Here is a 21,072-nt window from a genome sequence, read left to right on the forward strand (position 1 = left end):
CTCCTTGTTGTTGTTTTTGATAGAGCTACTTTTCGACGATGGCGGTAATGCCCAGTCCGCCTGCCGCACAGATGGAAATCAGGCCGCGCCCGCCGCCGTTCTCATGGATGATCTTGGCTAGCGCTGCCAATTGCCGGCCTCCGGTGGCGGCGAACGGGTGACCGCAGCCCAGCGAGCCACCGTTGACGTTCATTTTCGCCCGGTCAATGGGGCCCAGCGGCGCGTCCAAGCCTAGACGCTCGCGGCAATAATCGGCGTCTTCCCAGGCCTTGAGCGTGCACAGCACCTGGGCGGCAAAGGCCTCGTGGATCTCGAAAAAGTCGAAGTCATTAAAGCTCAGGCCTTCACGTTTGAGCATGCGTGGCACCGCGTAGGCCGGGGCCATCAGCAGGCCTTCGGTGCCGTCGACAAAGTTCACGGCTGCCGTTTCGCCGGTCCGCAGGTAAGCCAGCACTGGCCAGCCGTGCTCGGCTGCCCATTCTTCGCTGGCCAGCAACACCACCGAAGCGCCATCGGTCAGCGGCGTGGAGTTGCCTGCGGTGAGCGTGCCGTTCTGGCGGTCGTAAGCGGGTGACAGCCCGGCGAGTTTCTCCAGGCTGGCGTCAGCGCGTAGGTTATTGTCCCGGGCCAGGCCGCGATGGGGGCTGATCAGGTCGTCGAAGAAGCCACGTTTGTAAGCGGCATCCAGGCGCTGATGGCTGGTGAGTGTCAGCTCATCCTGGGCCAGGCGCTTGATCTGCCAGCGCTTGGCCATTTCCTCGCAGTGTTCGCCCATGGACAGGCCGGTGCGTGGCTCACCATTGCGGGGCAGCAAGGGCTTGAAAAACATCGACGGCCGAACCTTGAGCAGCGCTTTCAGCTTGTCGCCCATGCCCTTGGCGCGGTTGGCCGCGAGCAAGGTGTGGCGCAGGGATTCGTTGATGCCGATGGGGGCGTCGGAGGTGGTGTCGGAACCCCCGGCAATGCCCACCTCGATCTGGCCCAGTGCGATCTTGTTCGCCACCAGCAATGCGGCTTCCAGGCCGGTGCCACAGGCTTGCTGCACGTCGTAGGCTGGGGTGTCCGGGGACAAGGTGGTGGACAGCAGCGACTCACGCGCCAGGTTGAAATCCCGCGAATGCTTGATCACCGCCCCGGCGGCAAACTCACCCAGGCGTTGGCCGTGCAGGTTGTAGCGGTCGACCAGCCCCTGCAAGGCGGCGACCAGCAGATCCTGGTTGCTGTCGTGGGCGTACACCGTGTTGGAGCGCGCAAAAGGGAGGCGGTTACCGCCGATAATCGCGACGCGGCGAACCGGAGCTCGGTTGAAGCTGTAATCAGTCATTTAAGGCTCTCTTTCCAGACGAACAGTCCACGCATGTGAGGCTTGTCACCTGCGAAATTGCGTACTTCAAACTCACGGCAAGGGCCCGCTGCCGGACGGTTCCACAGCGCGACCTGGCCGGGCAGGAAGATCGGCAGCTTGAAATCGCAATGCGCCTCGGCCTGGTCCAGCCCACCGGGCGGTTGCTGCGCGGCAAGGGCGCGGCCCAAGGTCCACATGCCGTGGGCGATGGCACGGCGAAAGCCGAAGATTTTCGCGCCGATCACCGACGTGTGGATCGGGTTGAAATCCCCCGAGACCTTGGCAAAGCGCCGGCCCAGGTCGGCGGGCAGCACCCAACGTTGAGTGCGCAACAACCCTTCTTCCTGCAACGGCAACGCGTCGTCCCAGGGCTCGCCGACCGGGTCGTTGACATCCCGGCGCAGGTACAGGCTGTCGCTCTCCCATACCAGGGTGCCAGCACTGTAGGCACGGGTCGCGATGCTCAACGCCTGCCCCTTGGGATGCGCGACCCAGCGCTCGCAATACACTTCCAGGCGCAAGGCCTGGCCTTCGTGCAGGCGTTGGTGCTGACGAATACGATTCGCCAGGTGCACCATGCCGCTGGCCGGGTACGGGAAACTCGGGCGGGTCAACAGCATCAGGTGCAGCGGGAACGCCAACACATGGGGATAAGACAGCGGCACGCCTTGCTCGCGGCGAAAACCACAGGCACGGCCATACGCGGCAATGCCAGCGGCGGATAACTCCACTGCCGAGCGCACCAGGCGTTCCTTGGGCAATACAGGCGCACCGTCGAGCGCTGGCTTGCGCAAGGCCCGCACGCCGTCCAGCAGCAAGCGGGTGCGTGATGGCGGTGGGTCGATAATCTGTGTCACGTAGTCCATGGCTCAGGCTCCCAGCAGGCTTTGGCCGCACACGCGTACGACTTGGCCGTTGACCCCGCCAGACGCAGGGTGCGCCAGCCAGGCAATGGTCTCCGCCACATCGATCGGCTGCCCGCCTTGGGACAGCGAATTCATGCGCCGCCCCGCTTCACGAATCATCAGCGGGATCTTCGCGGTCATTTGGGTTTCGATAAACCCCGGCGCCACCGCATTCACGGTGACGTGCTGCGCCGCCGCACGCGGTGCCAGGCCCTGGACCAGGCCGATCACACCGGCCTTGGAAGTGGCGTAATTGCTTTGCCCGAGGTTGCCAGCGATGCCGGAAATCGACGACACGCACACGATGCGCCCACCGGGGTTCAGCCCTTGGTTTTGCAATAACGCGTCGCTGAGTTGCAGGGGCGCCTCAAGGTTGACCGCCAGCACACTGCGCCACGCCGCCTCGGTCATTTTGGCGATGGTTTTGTCGCGGGTGATCCCGGCGTTGTGCACCACCACGTCAAAAGCGCCGTATTGACTGACATGGGCCTGCAGCAGTGCGCCGGCATCCGTTGCAGTGATATCCAGGGGCAGCGCCGAACCGCCGACACTCTCCGCCGCCTGTTGCAGCGACGCCTGGGCCTGCGGCACATCCACGCACACCACATGGGCACCGTCGCGCGCCAACACTTGGGCAATCGCCAAACCGATGCCACGGGAAGCGCCGGTGACCAGCGCGCGGCGGCCGGCGAAGGGTTTGTCCCAGTTGACGGGAACCTGGCCGTCCACCGGTTTTTCCAGGCGCACCACCTGCCCCGATACATACGCCGACCGGCGCGACAGGAAGAACCGCAGGCTGCTGTCCAGTGCGTCTTCGGCGCCCGGCGCCACGTAGATCAGTTGCACGGTGATCGCCCGGCGCAACTCCTTGGCCAGCGAACGCACCAACCCTTCAAGGGCGCGTTGGGCGATGGCTTGGGGCAAGTCCTGGCAGTGTTCCGGCGCGGTACCGAGTACCACCACGCGGCCGTGCTGACCGAGGCGCTTGGCGTTGGCATGGAAGAACACATACAGCTCATCCAGTTGCTGCAGGTCGGCCACGGCGCTGGCGTCAAACACCGCGCCCTGCACGTTCACCGTGGACGGCGCCTTGAGCGAGGCCGGGGTGGCGGTGACGGTGTCGGTGGCCGCGAAAATCCGCTGCACCTCAAAGGCCAGGCGCCCTGCCCCGGCGAGGATCACCGGGTTGGCCAGGCCTTGCTGGCCGCTGCGATGACGTTGCAGCGCCAAGGGTTGCGGCAGGCCAACGGCCTGGGCCAGGCGACGGCCCCAAGGGGAATTGACGAAAGAAAGGTAGCTGTCACTCATAGGTAGTTCTACTCACAACGCTGTCTTGGCTGTAAACCCGATCAGTGTGGGAGCGGGCTTGCTCGCGAATGCGCCGTTTCAGTCACCCGATGCAGCGACTGATCCACCGCATTCGCGAGCAAGCCCGCTCCCACATTTGGATCGTGTTTCTCCTAATTCACCGAGGTACTTTCACCTTGGGCGGTTCGGCGCTTTGGCATAGGCTCCAGCGCTTGCTTGCGCCGCTGCAACGCCTCCAGCAACCCGAAGTCCTGCGGGAAGTCATCCACTTGGATGCCGTGGTCGGCGTATTCCACATAGCGACCGAGCAAGGTGTCTTCGTCGTCGCTGATCAGGTCCAGCGCCCGCGCCTTGACGCGCCAGACGGTGAAGGCCGTGGCTGAGATCGGCATCGGTTCGATCAAGCCCTGCTTGACGGCGGGCTTGAGTCGGGCGTCGATCAACTCCACCTGCGGCAACAGGCGGAAGCCCAGTTCGCCGTAGGCCAATTTGTCGATTTCCGGACGTGGGATGTAGGAATTGGCCAGCAAGCGGTCGCGGGTTTCGCCTGGTGTCTGCACCACATCCGCCACCTGGGCCAGCAGACGGTCCGAAGGTTTGCGCAACGGGATACCGAACGGGAACGTCAACGCCCGCACCACGGCCGCCGCCGCTTTTGACGGGTAGTTATCGAGCACCTCGGCCAGCGCCTCATGAGCCCGCAGCAATGCATCCTGGGCCGACCAATGCACCAACGGCAGGTCCGCCTGGGGCCGGCCGTCATCCTCGAAGCGCTTGAGCACGCAGGACAAAATGTACAGCTGCGACAGAATATCCCCCAGGCGCCCGGTGATACTTTCCTTGCGCTTGAGTGCACCGCCCAGTACGCCCATGGAAACGTCCGAAATCAACGCCAGCACCACCGACAGACGATTGGCCTGGCGATAGTAGGACGCCAACGCGGGGTCGGTCTTGGCCGGTACGGATATCAGCCGCCCCGCTGTCAGAGAATGCACTGCCGCGCGTACGGTGTTAGCCAGCACAAAGCTCACATGGCCGAACATCGCGCTGTCGAAGTCTTCCAGCGCCTTGCGCCGGTCCGGGTTGCTCGCTGCTTCCATCTCGCGGAACACATAGGGATGGCAACGAATCAGCCCCTGGCCATAGATGATCAGGCAGCGCGTCATGATGTTCGCGCCTTCCACGGTAATGGCGATGGGGCTTTGCTGATAGGCACGCGCCAGGAAGTTATTCGGCCCCATGCAGATGCCCTTGCCAGCAACGATGTCCATGCCGTCATTGACGATGATGCGCGCGCGCTCGGTGACGTGGTACTTGGCGATGGCCGAGATCACCGAAGGTTTCTCACCCGCATCCAGGGACGCTACCGAGACTTTACGCACCGCATCGCAGGCATACAGGTGCCCGGCCATGCGTGCCAGTGGCGCCTGCACGCCTTCGAATTTTCCGATCGGCAAGCCGAACTGTTTACGCATGGCAGCGTAGGCCGTGGTGCCGCGCACCGCGACCTTGCCCAGGCCGACGTTGGCCGACGGCAAGGAAATCGCCCGCCCCGCTGCCAGGCATTCCATCAACATGCGCCAGCCATTGCCGACTTGCTCGCGGCCACCGATCACCCATTCCAGTGGGATGAAGACATCCTTACCGGTGGTAGGACCGTTCTGGAACACAGCATTCAATGGCCAATGACGGCGACCGCTGTTCACGCCGGGATGGGACGTTGGAATCAGTGCACAGGTGATGCCGAGTGAGCCGGGAGCACCGAGCAAGCCGTCCGGGTCTTCAGCGCGGAATGCCAGGCCCAACACCGTGGCAATCGGGCCGAGGGTGATGTAGCGCTTGTCCCAAGTCACACGAAAACCGAGCACTTCCTCGCCTTCATGGGTGCCTTTGCAGACGATGCCCAGGTCGGGAATCGCCCCCGCATCAGAGCCGGCATAGGGGCTGGTCAGCGCGAAGCACGGGATGTCCTCACCCCGCGCCAGACGCGGCAGGTAGTAATTGCGTTGGGCATCGGTGCCGTAATGCAACAGCAGCTCCGCCGGACCGAGGGAATTGGGCACCATCACCGAAATCGCCGCCGCCGAGCAGCGCGTCGACAGCTTCATCACCACTTGCGAGTGCGCGTAGTGGGAGAACCCTTTGCCGCCGTATTGCTTGGGAATGATCATGCCGAGAAACCCGGCATCCTTGGTGTACTGCCAGCCTTCGGGTGACATGTCCTGCCACACCTGGGTGGTTTCCCAGTCATTGGCGATGTCGCACAGGGTTTCCACTTCGTTGTCGAGAAAGGCTTGTTCTTCGGCGCTCAGACTGGCTGGAGCAGCTTGCAACAGGCGCTGCCAGTTGGGCTTGCCGCTGAACAACTCGGCGTCCCACCACACAGTGCCAGACTCGATGGCGGCGCGCTCGGTGTCGGACATCGCCGGCATGATCGTACGAAACAGGCCTAGGGCCTTGCTGGTAAGCAAGGTGCGGCGCAGGGGCTTGATCGTCATCAGCAACGCGGGCAACACCACCAGCACGGCCGCGACGGTGGTACCGAATCCGGCAACCACGTTGAACAGGTAACCCGCCGCCAGCCAGACCAGGCCGGCACCCAACCACAGGGTGGCGGCAGCTTGTCGATATGCCAGGGCAATCGCTGCTGCGAAACCCACCAGTAACCAGATAACCATGGAGATACCTCTACTTGATTCAGGGTACGGCCTACGTGCGCCGGGCCGGATGACATGCGGCGTAACGTCACACTACAAAATTCGAAAACTATATTCAAATTTTGTTTTGAAATAATTATTTAACGCTAGGGCAAAAAAATGACGGCCGAGCGGGCCGCCTGGTCCATCAACACGCTGAGCGGATCACCCAGCGAAACATCAGAACGTGTAGGTCGCCGACAGGCTGATGACATCGCCGGACGCCTTGACCTTGCCATTGAGACTCGCGCCGCCCAGCCGGTCTACGTTTTGGGTCCTCAACTTCACCTGCTCAGCGAACTGATGGGAATAGGCAATATCAAGCGTCAGGCCCTCGATTGCCTTTACGTCGTACCCGGCGCCAACGGACAGAAAGGTGCGATCACCATCCGGGATCCGCGGGTCACGGGTCGAGTTACGGGTAGGCGTCTGGTCGACGGCCACGCCCGCACGCAAGGTCAGTTCATCGGTGGCACGAAAGTCTCCACCCAGGGAGTACATCCAGGTGTTCTGGTAGTTGTAGGGAATAGAGACGATCGTGAGGTCACCGGACTTGAGCGTCAGGTCCTTGAACGCCGACCACTGCGTCCAAACCACGCTTGCCCCCAGGGTGAATCGATCATTGAACCTGTGCACCCAGTCCAGGCCGGCGGTGGCAGGGATATCCAGCTGGGTACTGGCATGCGCACCGTTCGGAAACAGCTCAAGTCCCGGATAAGCCGTGCCCACCAGCGTACCGCTGCCGCCAAATGGGCTCGGTTGGGTCATAAGGTTGTAGGAAAACTGATCGGCATGAATGTTGTATTTGCCGGTCATCTTGTTCTTGATCCTGGCGTGGTAATTCAGACCCAGGGTGTCTTTCTCCGTAGGTTTCCAGACGACGCCGGTAAACCAGCCTGCTGAAATATTGTCGACTTTGACCCGTATCAACGCGCCGCCCACGTCCGATGGGAAAGGAGTGCCGCCGAGTATGGAATCGGACACCGCCGCTGCCGACAGCAAGTCGATGTTCTGGCTGACGAAGCCCTTGCTGTGCTGAACGATCACGCCGCCACCGATGGAAAACTCGTCGTTGACCTTGAACGATAATGACCCCGTCAAACCCACGGTTTCGATTTTGGTATCCACTGCAAAACCGCGCAGTTTCGAGTCTTCATCCCAGGTGGATCGCATGCCTTGGGGTACAACCTGGCTCAGCCCGAAGGCAAATTGGTCACCAAGCGGCATCACCATGAAACCCGTCGGCAGCCAAGCGGAAAAACCACCTTGGCCACCGTCGTTGTTGTTCACGGTAGTCGCTGTGGGATCAGGGAAACCGCTGTCATCCAGCGGGGTACTGGAAATTGGGTTGCCTGCGTAATCAGAGGCCGCGCCTGTGTATTTGATCTTGATGCGTGCGTAGTCGACCGTGAACTGCGCAACGTTACGGTCTGTGAACGCCATGGCAGCTGGGTTGTTGTACGCAGCGCTCGGATCGTTCTTGAACAGCGAACCACCGGCAAATGCCCTGCCCCAGCCAGGCGCACCATAAGTCGGGGTGGAGAAACCACCGGCGTGCACAGGTGCGGCAATCATCAGCCCGCCCATAAACGCCAACCCCAGGAGAACCTGTACCGGTCGTGTCTTGTCATTCATACGGTATTCCTAATGCCATCTCATATAGCTAAACCAACAGACGCCTGGTGAAAGGCGCCTGTCTTTTAACGGGCAATCAGCCCTGTGTGCTCAAGCCACCCTCAAGGCACAACGGTGAACGCTGGCGTTGGCTTGACACTCAGGCTCACTACCGTGCAGTTGCCGGCCAGCGGTTGATTGGTCGCCGTCAACACACCGCCGCTGTAGTTGCCTGTGATAGTGGAAGCACCGCAATTGGAGACCGGGTACAGAATAGAACCCGCGATGGTGTACCCGACATTTGTCACAGAACCCGCCGTGGCCCCCGTCGCCGTCAATGTCCAAGGCAAGCCGGTAATCTTGGGCAGGCTGCACAGACCACCACCGGTGATGGCTACAGCGGTAATTTTTGCAACGCCGGCGGCGTCGACATTGCCGGTAAAGGTGGCCCCGCAGTTAACAGCAGCTTGGTAGGAAGACGGGGATTTCACCGAGATCGTGCCGGGTGCAGTGAAGTTGGTGTTTACCGGGGTAATGCTGTACGCATTGGCCATGGAAGCGGTACCCATGCAAATAGCCAGGGCAGACAACGACACGAGGGTTTTAAAGTTCATCATTATATTCCTCACATATAAAGGCGAGTTATTCGCCGGGGTAATGACCAGGATCGAGAAGTTAAAGCAACATAGCGAAACCCCTTGATCCGGCCAAACTTCAAATCAATGATCTATACATAGCTAGAATCAATTCATTCGGTAATGGTGTGTGAGAGTGCAGTAGGCGCTGCCAAGCGGGCACGGCCTTGCGATAAGTGAACAGCCCCATGGGAACCTAGGCAGAGAGGGCAGAATACTTTAGGTAATTGCATCGCTAGCACTCTTCCCTCAAAATTATTTTTATTCGGACATAGCAACTTTCATACAACTAAGCATGCGCCGAAATAGGAAAAATCTGAGCGATGGAAATCAGCGTTTTATTCAGAGCGTGATTGCGTAACCCACTCCAGATACTTTGGCTTGCGTCACGGTAGGGAAGTTGTGGCGGCTCCTCAGAGCAGCGCTACGAAGGGTAATTGCGTGTCGGATTAGGATGGGCTCGGAGCAACACTGCAACAAGTTGCTAGCGATAAGATGCGAGAGGCATGGGGCAGCAGGAATGTTGATATGAGAAGAGTTCGCTGTCGCTGAATTGAGGACGAACCGCTGGTTGAAGGCAGCAAGATGCGCTTGATGCCTTCAACCAGCGGCCTCCGCAAACGTCAGAACGCGTAGGTTGCCGATAAGCTGACGACATCGCCCGACGACTCGGCTTTGCCGTTGAGGCTGGCGCCACCCAGGCGATCGACGTTCTGGGTCTTCAGCTTGACCTCCTGAACGAACTGGTGGGAGTACGCAACATCGAGACTCAAACCCTTGACCGCTTTGACATCGTACCCAGCGCCCAACGACAGAAAGGTGCGGTCCCCATCCGGGATCCGTGGGTCACGGGTGGAGTTGCGGGTGGGTGTCTGGTCGATGGCCACACCGGCACGCAGGGTCAATTCATCGGTGGCGCGGAAATCGCCGCCGACCGAGTACATCCAGGTGTCTTTATAGTTGTAGGGGATGGAGACGATCGTCGCGCCTCCCGACTTGAGCGTAAGGTCTTTAAACGACGACCACTGCGTCCAGGTCACGCTGGCGCCCAGGGTGAATCGGTCGTTGAACTGGTGCACCCAATCCAGGCCCGCAGTGGCAGGAATGTCCAGTTGGACACTGGCATGGGCACCGTCCGGCGCCAGTTCAAGGCCGGGATAAGCCGTATTAACCAGTGTGCCGCTACCGCCGAAAGGGCTCGGCTGGGTCATGAGGTTGTAGGAAAACTGATCGGCGTAAATATTGTATTTACCGGTCATTTTGTTTTTGATCTTGGCGTGGTAGTTCAAGCCCAACGTATCTCGGTCCGTGGGTTTCCACACGACGCCGGTAAACCAGCCAGCCGAGATATTGTCGACCTTGACACGCATCAATGCGCTACCGACATCCGATGGAAACGTGACCCCGCCCAGGACGGAATCCGACACGGCAGCGGCAGATAGCAAGTCGACGTTCTGGCTTACGAAGCCCTTGCTGTGCTGCACGATCACGCCACCACCGATGGAGAATTGATCATTGACCTTGAACGACAGGGACCCCGTCAAACCCACCGTTTCGATCTTGGTGTCCACGGCAAAGTCGCGCAGTTTCGAATCCTGATCCCAGGTGGAGCGCATGCCTTGGGGAACGACCTGGCTCAGGCCGAAAGCGAACCGATCCCCCAGGGGCATCACCATGAAACCGGTTGGCAACCAGGCCGTAAACCCGCCTTGCCCGCCGTCGTTGTTGTTAGCAGTGGTCGCCGCGAGGTCGGGAAACCCTCCTGCGTCCAACGGAGTACTGGAAATCGGGTTACCTGCATAATCAGAGGCATCGCCCTTGTACTTGATCTTGATACGCGCATAGTCGACGGTAAATTGCGCAACGTTATGCTCTACAAAAGCCATGGCAGCTGGGTTGTTGTACGCCGAGCTCGGGTCATTCTTGAACAGCGAGCCGCCCGCAAAAGCCCGACCCCAACCTGGCGCGCCGTAGGTCGGCGTTGAAAAACCGCCGGCTTGCACGGGTGCGATCACAATCGCCCCTCCTATCAGCGCCAGCCCCAGCAAAACCTGCACATGTTGTTTCTTATTATTCATGCGGCACTCCTTATTGTTATCTGAGCCGGTCCCGCCGGTTCGTCTTGCTGCCTGGCTATTCATGAACTGGCGCCTGGTTCAGGCGCCAGTTTTCAATGGGTGATCAACCCTGTGTGCTCAAGCGGCTCTCAAGGCACGATGGTCAGCGCAGGGCTTGGTGTCACGCTCAGGCTCACCACGGTGCAGCTGCCGCTCAGCGTCTGGTTGGCTGCCGACAGCACGCCGCCGCTGTAGCCCACGGTAATGGTGGACGGGCCGCAATTGGAGGCCGGGTACAGAATCGAGCTGGCGATGGTGTAACCGACGTTGGTCACAGAACCGGCAGCCGGGCCAGTGGCGGTCAAAGTCCAGGGCAAACCAGTGATCTTGGGCAGGGCGCACAGCCCGCCACCGGTCACCGCCACGCCCGTGATTTTTGCAACGCCCGTCGCATCAACATTGCCGGTGAACGTCGCACCGCAATTAACGGTGGCTTGGAAGGAGGATGGCGATTTCACCGAGATGGTGCCTGGCGCGGTGAAGCTGGTGTTAACCGGAGCGATGCTATAAGCGTTCGCCATGGAAGCAGCACCCATGCAAACAGCCAAAGCAGACAACGATACGAGGGTTTTCAAGCTTTTCATTGTTTTTCCTCACATGTTATGGCGAGTCATTCGCCAGGGGGTAATGGCCATGATCGAGAGGTCACGGTGAAACTGCAGAACTTCCCTTTCCAGCCAAATCTCAATTCAATTACCGCAACAACATTTAATGTTTATTCAACCACTTTGAAGTTCGGTGGCATCTTGATCGACACCGTCTTGATCGTGCAGTCTTCGCCAATCGGTACATTCGCGGCTTCCAACTTACCGGTGGCGTTATCCCATGTTCCCTCGGCGGTAGAAGGCCCGCACTTGCCGCCTAAACCAAAGGCATGAACATCCACGCTGATTTTCGACATAGAACCACTCTTGGTGTCTTTGGCAACTAATACCCAGGGCAGGTTAATGGCTTCGACTCGGCTGCATTTGAGGCCGCCATCGAATTCAACTTTGTCGACATTCACCGATGAGCCGTCGGCCGCCACTTTGCCGGCGACCTTGATGGTGCAGTCGGCGCTGATCAGCGCACCTTTGGAAAAACTGATGGGGCCCTGGGCGGTAAACGCACTGCCGGCAGGCTCAATGCGCGCAGCTTGAGCCTGGTGATAGACGATCAGGCCCAGCGCGGCCAATACGATATGGGTGGTGAACTTGGCAGGTGATTGCATAGTGTACGTCCTTCCCTTTAAATTATTTTTGTTCGGGTCAAACACTGTTTTTTTGCAACTCATTTGGAGAATCCTGGGCGATAGAGACCTGCGCGATGCACAGATCCCGAGCGCACAACACATGTTTTAATTCACCTCAGAACGGCTTGGCACTGCCGCTGTATTTCTCCAGATACTTCAAGCGTTGTGAAGGTTGAAGATTGGTCAGGGTGATATCCCCGGCATAATGGTTCAGCACTCGATGGTCCATGCGACGGCGCCACAAGTAAGGCACATAGGCCCAGACAATCATGCTCGCATAGCCGTAGGGAAGTTGCGGCGACTCATCAAAGTGGCGCAACGACTGATAACTACGGGTTGGGTTGGCATGGTGATCGGAGTGCCGCTGCAATTGGAACAGAAAGATATTGGTGACAATACGGTTGCTGTTCCATGAATGCCGTGGTGAGCAACGCTCATAACGACCATTGGGCAACTTCTGGCGTTTAAGCCCGTAATGCTCGACGTAGTTCACCACTTCCAGCAGCGAGAAGCCGTAGATGCCTTGGATGATCAGGAACGGGATCACTGACACGCCCAACCACGCGATCATCGCACCCCACAGCACCACGCTGTACATCCATGCGCTGAGTACGCCGTTCTGCCAATGCCAGGCGGGCAAGCCGAGCTTGCGCAGGCGTTCGCGCTCCAGGTTCCACGCCGAACGGGCACTGAGCCATACCGAGCGGGGCAGGAAGGCCCAGAAGCTCTCCCCCAGGCGCGAACTGGCTGGATCTTCCGGTGTAGCCACACGTACGTGATGGCCACGGTTGTGTTCGGTGTAGAAGTGGCCGTAGAAGGTCGGGGCCAGGGTGACCTTGGCCAGGAACACTTCCAACGCGTTGGGCTTGTGTCCCAGTTCGTGGGCCGTGTTGATCGCGATGCCGGTAGCGGCACCTGTCGACATGGCCATGCCCAGGTAGGTGAACCAGCTCGCTTCGCCATGCAGCTGAGTGCGCGCAGTGATGTAGCTGGCGGCGTGGGACAACCAGTTGGACGGTTCCAGGTTCGCGGCAGCTTGCAACAAACCACCCCGGATGATCCAGTCGATACCGCCGGCGGCCAGCCAACCGGTGATCACCACCGATGAAATGACGAACAGCACGCCCGTGTAGACGATCCAGCGGTAATAGCTTTGGGATTCGAGGTGGCTGACGGCGGATTCGGGCGGGTTGCTCACATCCTCACCAAGCAAGCCGTCGATCAGCGGGATCAGGCCGAAGATCACCAGCACGCCAACCCACCAGAGTTGCTGGATACCGGTGGAAATGGCCAGGGCACCGGAGAGCAATGGCGTGGCCAGGGGCATGATGCCCAGCCACCACAGGTGACGCTTGCCGTCGGTCCATACGCTTGGGGCTGCCAGAGTCTGATTCATGGCAACCTCCGTGGCAGGGAGGCAGAAAAAAGGTTCGGGGAGCGCTGAATGCTCCGAGAAATCAACCATGCGATAAAAGGCGTTTTTTTCATTTTTATTCGCTCTTAGGCATTTCAAAAATCATTTCAAAATAAACATTGAAATATTTTTTTAAAGAAATAGCGCGGAATCGATAGGTCGTCAACTACTTTTTCGAGGCCTTTTCCGCGTGACTGGGCAGTCTGTTTTTCTGCCGTTTGGTCAGGTCTCTAGGGCAAGCATTTCGGACCGTCCACCGCGCAGTGGAGGCCACGATTATTTGTTTGCCAAGGCAAATGGCGGATGCAGGATCGCGGCGGTTTCCGGCGGCCGGGCACGCTTGGCCAATTGCATTACCGCCTCGACCACCCGCGCCGTGGCGGTGATCGGCAACATATGGCCGCGCCCTTCCACCACCTGCAGCTTCAGGCCGGGGACCCTGTCAGCCAGGGCCTGCCCGTGTTTGCGAAAGTCCAGGACCTTGTCACGCGCGCCATAAATCAGGCTGATCGGCAGCGTCAGTTGCGGGTAGCGCTTGACCATGTCCGGTAGGTAATCGTTGACCAGCGCGATCTCGCTGGACGCCGCATAGAAGTTGTCGGGCCGCATGCCCAGCAGCCCGCCGCCCCGGGTAGCAAAATCCTCTGGGGCAGTGTCCGGAGCGAACACGCCCTTGACCACCGAGCGGCGTGTGAGCAGGCCCATTGGCACGGTCAGGGTGTGCGAAACCCAACGCCGCAGCAGGGCCGGTCGTACCGCCAGTGACCAGAACACCAGGGGCAATGTGGGTTGGGGATGGGTCAGGGGTGCCACCAACACCAGGCCAGACACGGCATGGGGATGGTCCAGGGCCAGCGCCAGTGAAATCGCGCCACCGAGGGAATGCCCCAGCACCAGCGGTTTGTCCAGGCCCAACGTGCCGATAAAGGCTGCCACTTGCCGCGCCTGAGCCGGCAAGTCTGCGGCGGTGCCTTTATGGCGCGTGGAATAGCCCGACCCCGGACGGTCAAGCGTGATCACTCGAAAGTGCTCGCGCAACTGGCCGGACAAGGCATAGGTGAGGTTGCGACTGCTGCCCATCAGCCCGTGAATCATCAACAGCGGTGGGCCCTTGCCCTCCTCGTAATAGTGAAAGCGCTCGCCATTCACTTCCACATAGCGCCCGTTGCTCGGAACGGCAGCTTCGATACGCCGCGTCATCCAGGCACTGAACCCCCACAAAGCAGCGCTCACGCCTATAAACACAGCCGCAGCGATAACCCATTCAACAGCCATAGCTCGGTCCTCTGCATCCCTACTGCTGGCGACCCGACCGGAATTGATCAAGGCCTCAGCCATCGTCCACACCCTGGACCTAAACTTCGTGCCTGTCCGTCGGACAACTCGCACATGAGGAACCTGGGACTAGCGTAGGCGATATTTTCAGGTAGATTATTTAAAATCTTTTTTAAAATAAGTAATTCAATTTTTCTTTGCAATGGTGTTCTATCTAAAAGACAAAACAAGAAAGCGAGCACACCCGATGCCCACGAAGGACTGCTTATGAATGCCCAGAGTGATTCAATCGACATTGCCATCATCGGCTCAGGCTTTGCCGGCCTGTGCATGGCGATCAAGCTCAAGGAGGCCGGGTTCACCGACTTCTTTATTGCCGAACAGGCCGACACCCTCGGCGGCACGTGGCGGGACAACCACTACCCAGGCTGCGCCTGCGATGTGCAGTCCCATGTGTATTCGTTTTCCTTTGCGCCCAACCCGGACTGGACGCGACAGTTCGCGCCGCAGGCAGAGATCCGCGCTTACCTGGAACAATGCGCCACGCGCTTTGGGTTGGCGCCCTACCTGCGCTTCGGCATGGGCCTCAAACGCGCGGTGTTCGACGACCAACAGCAACGCTGGCAGTTGAGCTTCAGCGATGGCCGTCAGGTCAGTGCGCGGGTGCTGGTGTCGGGTATGGGCGGCTTGTCGCGCCCGGCGCTGCCGGATATTTCAGGGCTCGACAGCTTCAAGGGCAAACGCTTTCACTCCCAACAGTGGGATCACGATTATTCCTTGAAGGGCAAACGCGTGGCGGTGATCGGCACCGGCGCCAGTGCCATTCAGTTCGTGCCGCAGATCGCGCCGCAGGTGGCTCACCTGGACCTGTTCCAACGCACCCCGCCGTGGATCATGCCCAAGCCCGACCGCGCGGTTTCGCCCTTCGAACGCTGGCTGTTCAAGCACCTGCCCTTCACTCAGCGCCTGGTGCGCGGCGCCTTCTACTGGGCGCTGGAAGGCCGCGTGGTCGGATTTGCCCTGCACCCACGGCTGATGAAGATGGTGCAGAAAATCGCCTTGCGCCACCTGCATAAACAAGTGGCTCGCCCTTCCCTGCGCAAAACGCTGACCCCGGACTACACCATCGGCTGCAAGCGCGTGCTGATTTCCAATGACTACTACCCAGCGTTGTCGCGCAGCAATGTGGAGGTGGTCACCCACAACGTGCTGCGCATTGAAGCTGACGGTGTGATCACCGCCGACGGCATCAAGCACCCGGCCGATTGCCTGATCTTCGGTACCGGCTTCCAGGCCACCGATCCCCTGCCCCGCGATTGCATCATCGGGCGCGGTGGTGTGGACCTGATGGACACCTGGCAGGACGGCGCCCACGCCTACAAGGGCACCACCGTGCCGGGCTATCCCAACCTGTTCCTGATCGTCGGGCCCAACACCGGCCTGGGGCATAACTCGATGATCCTGATGATCGAAGCCCAGGTCACCTACATCCTCGACGCACTCCAGCACATGCAGCGGCATCGCATCGCCACTGTCGACGTCAAACCCAGTGTCGAAAGCGCCTACAACCAACAGTTGCAAGACAAGCTCAAGCGCACCATCTGGAACACCGGCGGTTGCCAAAGCTGGTACCTCGACCCGCGCACAGGCAAGAACACCACCCTATGGCCCGGCTCGACCTGGCGCTTCAAGCAGGTCACCCGGCAGTTTGCGCTCAAGGACTATGTGGCCGACCTGCTACCGGTCAACGCGCCCAGCCGTCCAGTGCCGGCGCCCCACTCCACCGCAGAAGGCAGCCTGTCATGAAGTCATTCAACGGTCGCGTAGCGGCCATTACCGGCGCGGCATCCGGCATGGGTCGCGCCCTCGCCCTGGCCCTGGCTCGGGAAGGCTGCCACCTGGCGCTGGCGGACAAAAACAGCCAGGGCTTGGAACAGACCGAGGCGTTGATCAAGACCTCGACCCTGGCCCCCGTGTTGATCACCACCCAGGTGCTGGATGTTTCCGACCGCCAGGCCATGCTGGATTGGGCCGCGCGCTGCGTTGCCGAACACGGCCAGGTCAACCTGGTGTTCAACAATGCCGGGGTGGCGCTGTCGAGCACGGTGGAAGGTGTGGACTACGCCGACCTGGAATGGATTGTCGGCATCAACTTCTGGGGTGTGGTCCACGGCACCAAGGCGTTCCTGCCGTATCTGAAAGCCTCGGGTGACGGCCATATCGTCAACACCTCCAGCGTATTCGGCCTGTTTGCCCAACCCGGCATGAGTGGCTACAACGCTACCAAGTTTGCCGTGCGCGGCTTTACCGAATCCCTGCGCCAAGAGCTGGATATGCAGCGCTGCGGCGTCTCTGCCACCTGCGTACACCCGGGAGGCATTCGTACCGATATCTGTCGCAGCAGCCGTATCGACGCGAACATGACCGGTTTCCTGATCCACAGCGAACAGCAGGCCCGCGCCGACTTCGAGAAGCTGTTCATCACCGACGCCGACCAGGCCGCCAAAGTGATCCTGCAAGGCGTGCGCAAAAACAAGCGTCGTGTGCTGATCGGCCGTGACGCGTATTTCCTCGACCTGCTCGCCCGGTGCTTGCCGGCGGCCTATCAAGCCTTAGTGGTATTCGCCAGCCAGCGCATGGCCCCAAAAGCCCGCACGCCGGTGTTTGAAACCAACGACGAGCCCCGTCTCTGAACAGGAGCATGCACTATGTTACCGATCCGCCGTGACATCCATTTTGACCTGCCCGCCGAGCGCATCAAGGACTGGCATGAACAGGGTCCGTTCATCACGCATTTTTTCAACGCCTTGTCGCTGTTGTTCCCCCAGGGCGAGCTGTTTTTCATGGACAGCGTGCGCCACTACCGCCAGCACATCGATAACCCTGAACTGAAGAAAGAGGTCCAGGGTTTTATCGGCCAGGAGGCCATGCACAGCCGTGAGCACGTGGCCTACAACAACCTGCTGCAAGAGGCAGGATTGCCGGCACACACCCTGGACCGACGGCTTAAATTCATCCTCGACCTGCAGAAAAAACACCTGCCGCCGTCCTTCAACCTCGCGGTGACCATTGCGCTTGAACACTACACCGCGATGCTGGCGGAAATACTCCTGAGCGACCCGACACGTTTCGGCCATTCACTCAAAGGCTACCAGCAGATGTGGTACTGGCACGCCCTGGAGGAAACCGAACACAAGGCCGTAGCCTTCGACGTGTGGAATCGCGTGATCAAGCCCGGCCCCAAGCGTTACTTGCTACGCACCGGGACCATGCTGACCACCACGTTGCTCTTCTGGCTGGTGGTATTCGATTTCCACCTGCGCCTGCTGATTGCCGACCGCAAATCGGGGGGGCACCTGAAAGGCTTCTGGCGCATGCTGAAGTTTCTGTATGGGCCCAAGGGGGTTTTCCCACGGATGCTGGTGCCGTGGTTGCATTACTTCAAACCCGGTTTTCACCCCTGGGACCATGACAACCGGGCTCGTCTGGCTGGAATAGACAGCCTGGTCGAGGAAATCGAGCAGACCCAGCGCGGTTATTAGCCCTCGGCTAACGCGGCACGCGCTCGCACAAAGCCTTCCAACTGATCGCCCGGCAGCGCCTTGCTGAAATACCAGCCTTGGATAATCAATTCGGCGCCGGTGTTCAGGAAAGCCAACTGCTCGGCAGTCTCTACCCCTTCCACCACCACACCCAGGTTCAGCGCCTCACAGAAACGCAACATACCGGTCATGACCTGAGCGCCCTTGGGATCGTGCTGGGCCACCACGAAACTGCGGTCGATCTTGATGTAGTCCACCGGGAACTGGTGCAGGTAACTCAAGGCCGAAAACCCGGTGCCGAAGTCATCGATGTAAACCTTGGCGCCAATGGCTTGCAGCTTCTGGATGGTCTGGCGCGTGGCCTGGATATCACTGACCAACGCGTCCTCGGTGATTTCCACCGATACCTGCCCGTGGGCCTGGGCCAGAATCTCCACAAGGCGCTCACCATAGGCGGCGTCGGTCAGGGTCGCGCTGGAAATATTGATGGTCATCGGCAAGGCAAAGCCAAGTTTTTGCCACTTCTGGTATTGGCGAACCGCCTGGGAGGCCACCCACACATCCACGTCCGGCATCAACCGCGCCTGGGCCAGCCATTGCAGGAACTCCCACGGCGAATGCACCGTACCCTGGGCATCACGGGCACGCATCAGCGCTTCACAGCCGGTGCACAGGCCGGTGCGGGTCGAGACCTGCGGCTGGAATTCGAGGTAGAACTCGTAGTCGCTGATCTGCTGGATGCGGCTCAGCTCAGTGGCCTGGCGCGCCAAAGTCTTGTGCGAAGCGAGCACCGGGTCCAACTCGCGCAACCGGCCCTTTTCCTCAAGGCCACGGAAGGTCATGTCCAGGGACTTGAGGTAGACCGTGCCGCCCTCAGTGGCCTGGCGATGAATCGCGTGCACATACGGCGCATACACCAGCGTGCCCAGGGCCAGCAGTGCCAGTTGCAGCGCCACCGCCGCCAGGTCGCCGTGGGTGCTGAGATAGGCGTTGAGCAGCACAGGCGCCGTGAACGGTACGCTGACCACTGCCGGCGACACCCAGCCCATCTGCACCACGGTTAACGCCACCGTGGCGTTCAACGCCGGTACGATCAGAAACGGTATGAACAAGCGCGGGTTGAGAATGATCGGTAAACCGAACAGCAGCACTTCACTGACGTTGAACAGTGAGAGCGGCACGCTCGCCACCGCCAACAGGCGCATGGACTGGCTCTTGGAGAACAGCAGGATCGCCAGCAACAGGCACAATGCACCGCCCGAACCACCGATAAACGCAAAGCTGCCCAATAGGCCGCTGTTCAACACATACTTGATGGGCTCGCCCGCTGCCGACGCCGTGCTATTCAGCACTACGGCCTGGTCCAGCACATCGAACAACGGTTGCATGGCGTACACACCGTGGATCCCGAAAAACCACAGCAGCGAATTCATCAATGTCACAAACAGGCCGCTGCCGTAGGGCGATTCCAACGCATTGAGTACCTGCGGCCCTTGGAGTTGGGCCACATAGGGCACCTGCAACAACAAGGACAGCACTGCCACCAACGCCAAGGCAGTGATCGCCCCCGGCACCACCATGTTGATCGTACCTCGCAGGTTGTGCCCCACCAGGTCTTCGTTGACCACTCGGGTCCAGCGGTAACGGTGCAGCCAGGCAATCGCCGGCACATTCAACAGCGGCGAGGCAATCGCGATAAACAGTACGAAGGTGGCCGAGGCGCGCGGGTACTCCCGCAGGACAAACGTCGCCACTACCACATGAGCCAGGCACAGGAATGCCACCGGCAGCTGCGGCAGGCGATGTTGGATCGCCAGCATGTAGCCAATGGAAGCGGCCACCAGCAGTGGGATGACGGAGCTGATCTGATTGTGGAGGCCGGCGAGGAACGCCACCACCTGCGGGTCGAAGCCAAGCACGCGAGCACATTCAGACAGGATCAGAAAGCTCGCTGACACCAGCAGGCACGGCAGGATCCACAACAACCCTTCGCGGATCGCTCGCAGCGACTCCGTGCTGGCCAAGGCGGCCAGACGTTGGGTGAAGAAAAGCTTGAACAGCGTTTGCGCCATGACCCATCCCTCTGCCCATCGCCCACTGTCCCTGGAAGGCAGCGCCGTAAACACGGGCTAACGCTACACGTCCAGGCACAGTGAGCGAAAGCTTTTTGCCATTCCTCCGGGTGTTTTTTCAACAATGGATGACAGGAAATTCGCTGAATATTTCCAAATAATTGACTTTTCTAAGCTGGGCCCATCGCGGAGTCTGCTTCAATACTTACTGCCTGTGTGTTTATGGGTGCAGGCTCGCGGCGCCGGGGGCGCAACTGATCAAGGAAGGTTGTTGCAAAGGAAGCAGGCACCAGGGAGATAAGCTGGCTATGCAAAGTAAGCTGCCAATGAAGGGGCACCCGCTGTTTTTCAACGTGCTGCTGTGGGTGTTCGGCGTCGCGCTGCTGTTGATCAGCAGGGGCGTTATTGAACGGGCGACGGGGTCCCCCAACAATAGCTCTGTTGACTTGGCCCTCGTGCTGAGCGCGTATCTGTTATTGTTTTTACTCAACCCCATACGCGCCTGGACCCACCGCCGGCTGCGCAAACGCGCGCGTCGCCTCTGTGCATCCCACCGACCGGAATCCGGCCCTTGATTGGAGCAAGCCTTTGTCACCACCTGGCGATAACCACCAGTTAGCACTGGACAGGTTCCTCAACGAACACCCCGATGTGGCCACCGAACTCAATACCCTGAACCCGCTGGCCGCCCAGGCCAAGGGCGAAACCCTGGCGCAGTACCGCGCCGAGCGGCTGCATGAAGCCTTCGAAGCGGAAGCCGAACGCCAAGGCCTGTTTGCCTGGGAATTGACCCTCAAACTGACCTCCGAGTCCGCCGAAGCCTTCGAAGCCCAGCGCCTCGAGGTGCACAGGGAAGTGGCGCAGATGGCGGGCCTGGGCTGGAGCGAGTACTGCCAGCTGCATGACCTCCCCGGTTGA

General features: G+C 60.0%; 17 protein-coding genes. 5 read left to right on the top strand and 12 right to left on the bottom strand.

Annotated features, from left to right (window positions below; translation table 11 throughout):
* Positions 1-25 precede the first annotated feature (25 nt).
* The 11 genes from HU722_RS16685 to HU722_RS16735 form a co-directional block, all read right to left on the bottom strand.
* Positions 26-1,324: an acetyl-CoA C-acetyltransferase gene (locus HU722_RS16685; protein WP_065890866.1), complete on the bottom strand. Its 1,299-nt coding sequence runs from the start codon at positions 1,322-1,324 to the stop codon at positions 26-28.
* Positions 1,321-2,211 carry a MaoC/PaaZ C-terminal domain-containing protein gene (locus tag HU722_RS16690; protein WP_065871997.1) on the bottom strand — a complete coding sequence of 297 codons (891 nt, stop codon included), beginning with the start codon at positions 2,209-2,211 and terminating at the stop codon, positions 1,321-1,323. The genes HU722_RS16685 and HU722_RS16690 overlap by 4 nt, the downstream gene beginning before the upstream one ends.
* Before the next feature lie 3 nt (positions 2,212-2,214).
* On the bottom strand, positions 2,215-3,558 hold the full coding sequence (locus tag HU722_RS16695) for a 3-oxoacyl-ACP reductase (protein ID WP_065890865.1): 1,344 nt from the start codon (positions 3,556-3,558) through the stop codon (positions 2,215-2,217).
* A gap of 152 nt (positions 3,559-3,710) precedes the next feature.
* Complete coding sequence (locus HU722_RS16700) at positions 3,711-6,236, bottom strand: acyl-CoA dehydrogenase (RefSeq protein ID WP_065871999.1); 2,526 nt, start codon at positions 6,234-6,236, stop codon at positions 3,711-3,713.
* Between the two features lie 198 nt (positions 6,237-6,434).
* Positions 6,435-7,889 (bottom strand): outer membrane protein transport protein, encoded by a 1,455-nt coding sequence (locus HU722_RS16705; RefSeq protein WP_065890864.1) that lies wholly within the window; start codon positions 7,887-7,889, stop codon positions 6,435-6,437.
* Positions 7,890-7,990: 101 nt separating this feature from the next.
* Complete coding sequence (praB, locus tag HU722_RS16710; RefSeq protein WP_065872001.1) at positions 7,991-8,485, bottom strand: alkane oxidation protein activator PraB; 495 nt, start codon at positions 8,483-8,485, stop codon at positions 7,991-7,993.
* A gap of 641 nt (positions 8,486-9,126) precedes the next feature.
* Positions 9,127-10,581, bottom strand: coding sequence for an outer membrane protein transport protein (locus HU722_RS16715; protein WP_065872002.1), 1,455 nt, complete (start codon positions 10,579-10,581; stop codon positions 9,127-9,129).
* Positions 10,582-10,709: 128 nt separating this feature from the next.
* Entirely contained in the window at positions 10,710-11,204 is a 495-nt protein-coding gene (gene praB, locus HU722_RS16720; RefSeq protein WP_065872003.1) for an alkane oxidation protein activator PraB, read from the bottom strand.
* A 131-nt stretch (positions 11,205-11,335) separates the two neighbouring features.
* A complete protein-coding gene (gene praA, locus HU722_RS16725) occupies positions 11,336-11,830 on the bottom strand; it encodes an alkane oxidation protein activator PraA (protein ID WP_065872004.1) in 495 nt (164 codons plus the stop codon).
* A 136-nt stretch (positions 11,831-11,966) separates the two neighbouring features.
* Positions 11,967-13,247: an alkane 1-monooxygenase gene (locus tag HU722_RS16730; RefSeq protein ID WP_065890863.1), complete on the bottom strand. Its 1,281-nt coding sequence runs from the start codon at positions 13,245-13,247 to the stop codon at positions 11,967-11,969.
* A 294-nt stretch (positions 13,248-13,541) separates the two neighbouring features.
* Positions 13,542-14,540, bottom strand: a complete 999-nt coding sequence (locus HU722_RS16735) for an alpha/beta fold hydrolase (protein WP_065890862.1) — start codon at positions 14,538-14,540, stop codon at positions 13,542-13,544.
* 267 nt (positions 14,541-14,807) lie between these two features.
* On the opposite strand from HU722_RS16735, the gene HU722_RS16740 reads away from it, so the two are divergent.
* Genes HU722_RS16740 through HU722_RS16750 form a run of 3 tightly spaced genes read left to right on the top strand, consistent with a single transcriptional unit; the run spans position 14,808 to position 18,082 of the window.
* Positions 14,808-16,346, top strand: a complete 1,539-nt coding sequence (locus tag HU722_RS16740) for a flavin-containing monooxygenase (protein WP_065880702.1) — start codon at positions 14,808-14,810, stop codon at positions 16,344-16,346.
* The gene (locus HU722_RS16745) at positions 16,343-17,233 is read left to right on the top strand and encodes an SDR family NAD(P)-dependent oxidoreductase (protein WP_065890861.1); all 891 of its coding nucleotides are present in this window, start codon (positions 16,343-16,345) and stop codon (positions 17,231-17,233) included. Before HU722_RS16740 ends, HU722_RS16745 begins: the two co-directional genes overlap by 4 nt.
* Before the next feature lie 15 nt (positions 17,234-17,248).
* Positions 17,249-18,082 (top strand): metal-dependent hydrolase, encoded by an 834-nt coding sequence (locus HU722_RS16750; protein WP_065890860.1) that lies wholly within the window; start codon positions 17,249-17,251, stop codon positions 18,080-18,082.
* Here the strand turns inward: HU722_RS16750 and HU722_RS16755 are convergent.
* Positions 18,079-20,154 (bottom strand): EAL domain-containing protein, encoded by a 2,076-nt coding sequence (locus HU722_RS16755; RefSeq protein WP_065890859.1) that lies wholly within the window; start codon positions 20,152-20,154, stop codon positions 18,079-18,081. The two genes, HU722_RS16750 and HU722_RS16755, sit on opposite strands and share 4 nt — an antisense overlap.
* Before the next feature lie 308 nt (positions 20,155-20,462).
* Here HU722_RS16755 and HU722_RS16760 point away from each other — a divergent pair, with 308 nt between their 5' ends.
* Together HU722_RS16760 and HU722_RS16765 are read left to right on the top strand one after the other, a co-directional pair.
* Entirely contained in the window at positions 20,463-20,729 is a 267-nt protein-coding gene (locus tag HU722_RS16760; protein WP_065880700.1) for a hypothetical protein, read from the top strand.
* Between the two features lie 13 nt (positions 20,730-20,742).
* A complete protein-coding gene (locus tag HU722_RS16765; RefSeq protein WP_065872012.1) occupies positions 20,743-21,072 on the top strand; it encodes a DUF6388 family protein in 330 nt (109 codons plus the stop codon).

It is taken from the genome of Pseudomonas tritici (genome assembly GCF_014268275.3).
GTDB classification, from domain to species: Bacteria; Pseudomonadota; Gammaproteobacteria; order Pseudomonadales; family Pseudomonadaceae; genus Aquipseudomonas; species Aquipseudomonas tritici.

What these genes read in the sequence shown, in the direction of transcription:
- HU722_RS16685 (WP_065890866.1), bottom strand. Translation starts at nt 1,324, where the DNA reads ATGACTGATTACAGCTTCAACCGAGCTCCGGTTCGCCGCGTCGCGATT.
- HU722_RS16690 (WP_065871997.1), bottom strand. Translation starts at nt 2,211, where the DNA reads ATGGACTACGTGACACAGATTATCGACCCACCGCCATCACGCACCCGC.
- HU722_RS16695 (WP_065890865.1), bottom strand. Translation starts at nt 3,558, where the DNA reads ATGAGTGACAGCTACCTTTCTTTCGTCAATTCCCCTTGGGGCCGTCGC.
- HU722_RS16700 (WP_065871999.1), bottom strand. Translation starts at nt 6,236, where the DNA reads ATGGTTATCTGGTTACTGGTGGGTTTCGCAGCAGCGATTGCCCTGGCA.
- HU722_RS16705 (WP_065890864.1), bottom strand. Translation starts at nt 7,889, where the DNA reads ATGAATGACAAGACACGACCGGTACAGGTTCTCCTGGGGTTGGCGTTT.
- praB (WP_065872001.1), bottom strand. Translation starts at nt 8,485, where the DNA reads ATGATGAACTTTAAAACCCTCGTGTCGTTGTCTGCCCTGGCTATTTGC.
- HU722_RS16715 (WP_065872002.1), bottom strand. Translation starts at nt 10,581, where the DNA reads ATGAATAATAAGAAACAACATGTGCAGGTTTTGCTGGGGCTGGCGCTG.
- praB (WP_065872003.1), bottom strand. Translation starts at nt 11,204, where the DNA reads ATGAAAAGCTTGAAAACCCTCGTATCGTTGTCTGCTTTGGCTGTTTGC.
- praA (WP_065872004.1), bottom strand. Translation starts at nt 11,830, where the DNA reads ATGCAATCACCTGCCAAGTTCACCACCCATATCGTATTGGCCGCGCTG.
- HU722_RS16730 (WP_065890863.1), bottom strand. Translation starts at nt 13,247, where the DNA reads ATGAATCAGACTCTGGCAGCCCCAAGCGTATGGACCGACGGCAAGCGT.
- HU722_RS16735 (WP_065890862.1), bottom strand. Translation starts at nt 14,540, where the DNA reads ATGGCTGTTGAATGGGTTATCGCTGCGGCTGTGTTTATAGGCGTGAGC.
- HU722_RS16740 (WP_065880702.1), top strand. Translation starts at nt 14,808, where the DNA reads ATGAATGCCCAGAGTGATTCAATCGACATTGCCATCATCGGCTCAGGC.
- HU722_RS16745 (WP_065890861.1), top strand. Translation starts at nt 16,343, where the DNA reads ATGAAGTCATTCAACGGTCGCGTAGCGGCCATTACCGGCGCGGCATCC.
- HU722_RS16750 (WP_065890860.1), top strand. Translation starts at nt 17,249, where the DNA reads ATGTTACCGATCCGCCGTGACATCCATTTTGACCTGCCCGCCGAGCGC.
- HU722_RS16755 (WP_065890859.1), bottom strand. Translation starts at nt 20,154, where the DNA reads ATGGCGCAAACGCTGTTCAAGCTTTTCTTCACCCAACGTCTGGCCGCC.
- HU722_RS16760 (WP_065880700.1), top strand. Translation starts at nt 20,463, where the DNA reads ATGCAAAGTAAGCTGCCAATGAAGGGGCACCCGCTGTTTTTCAACGTG.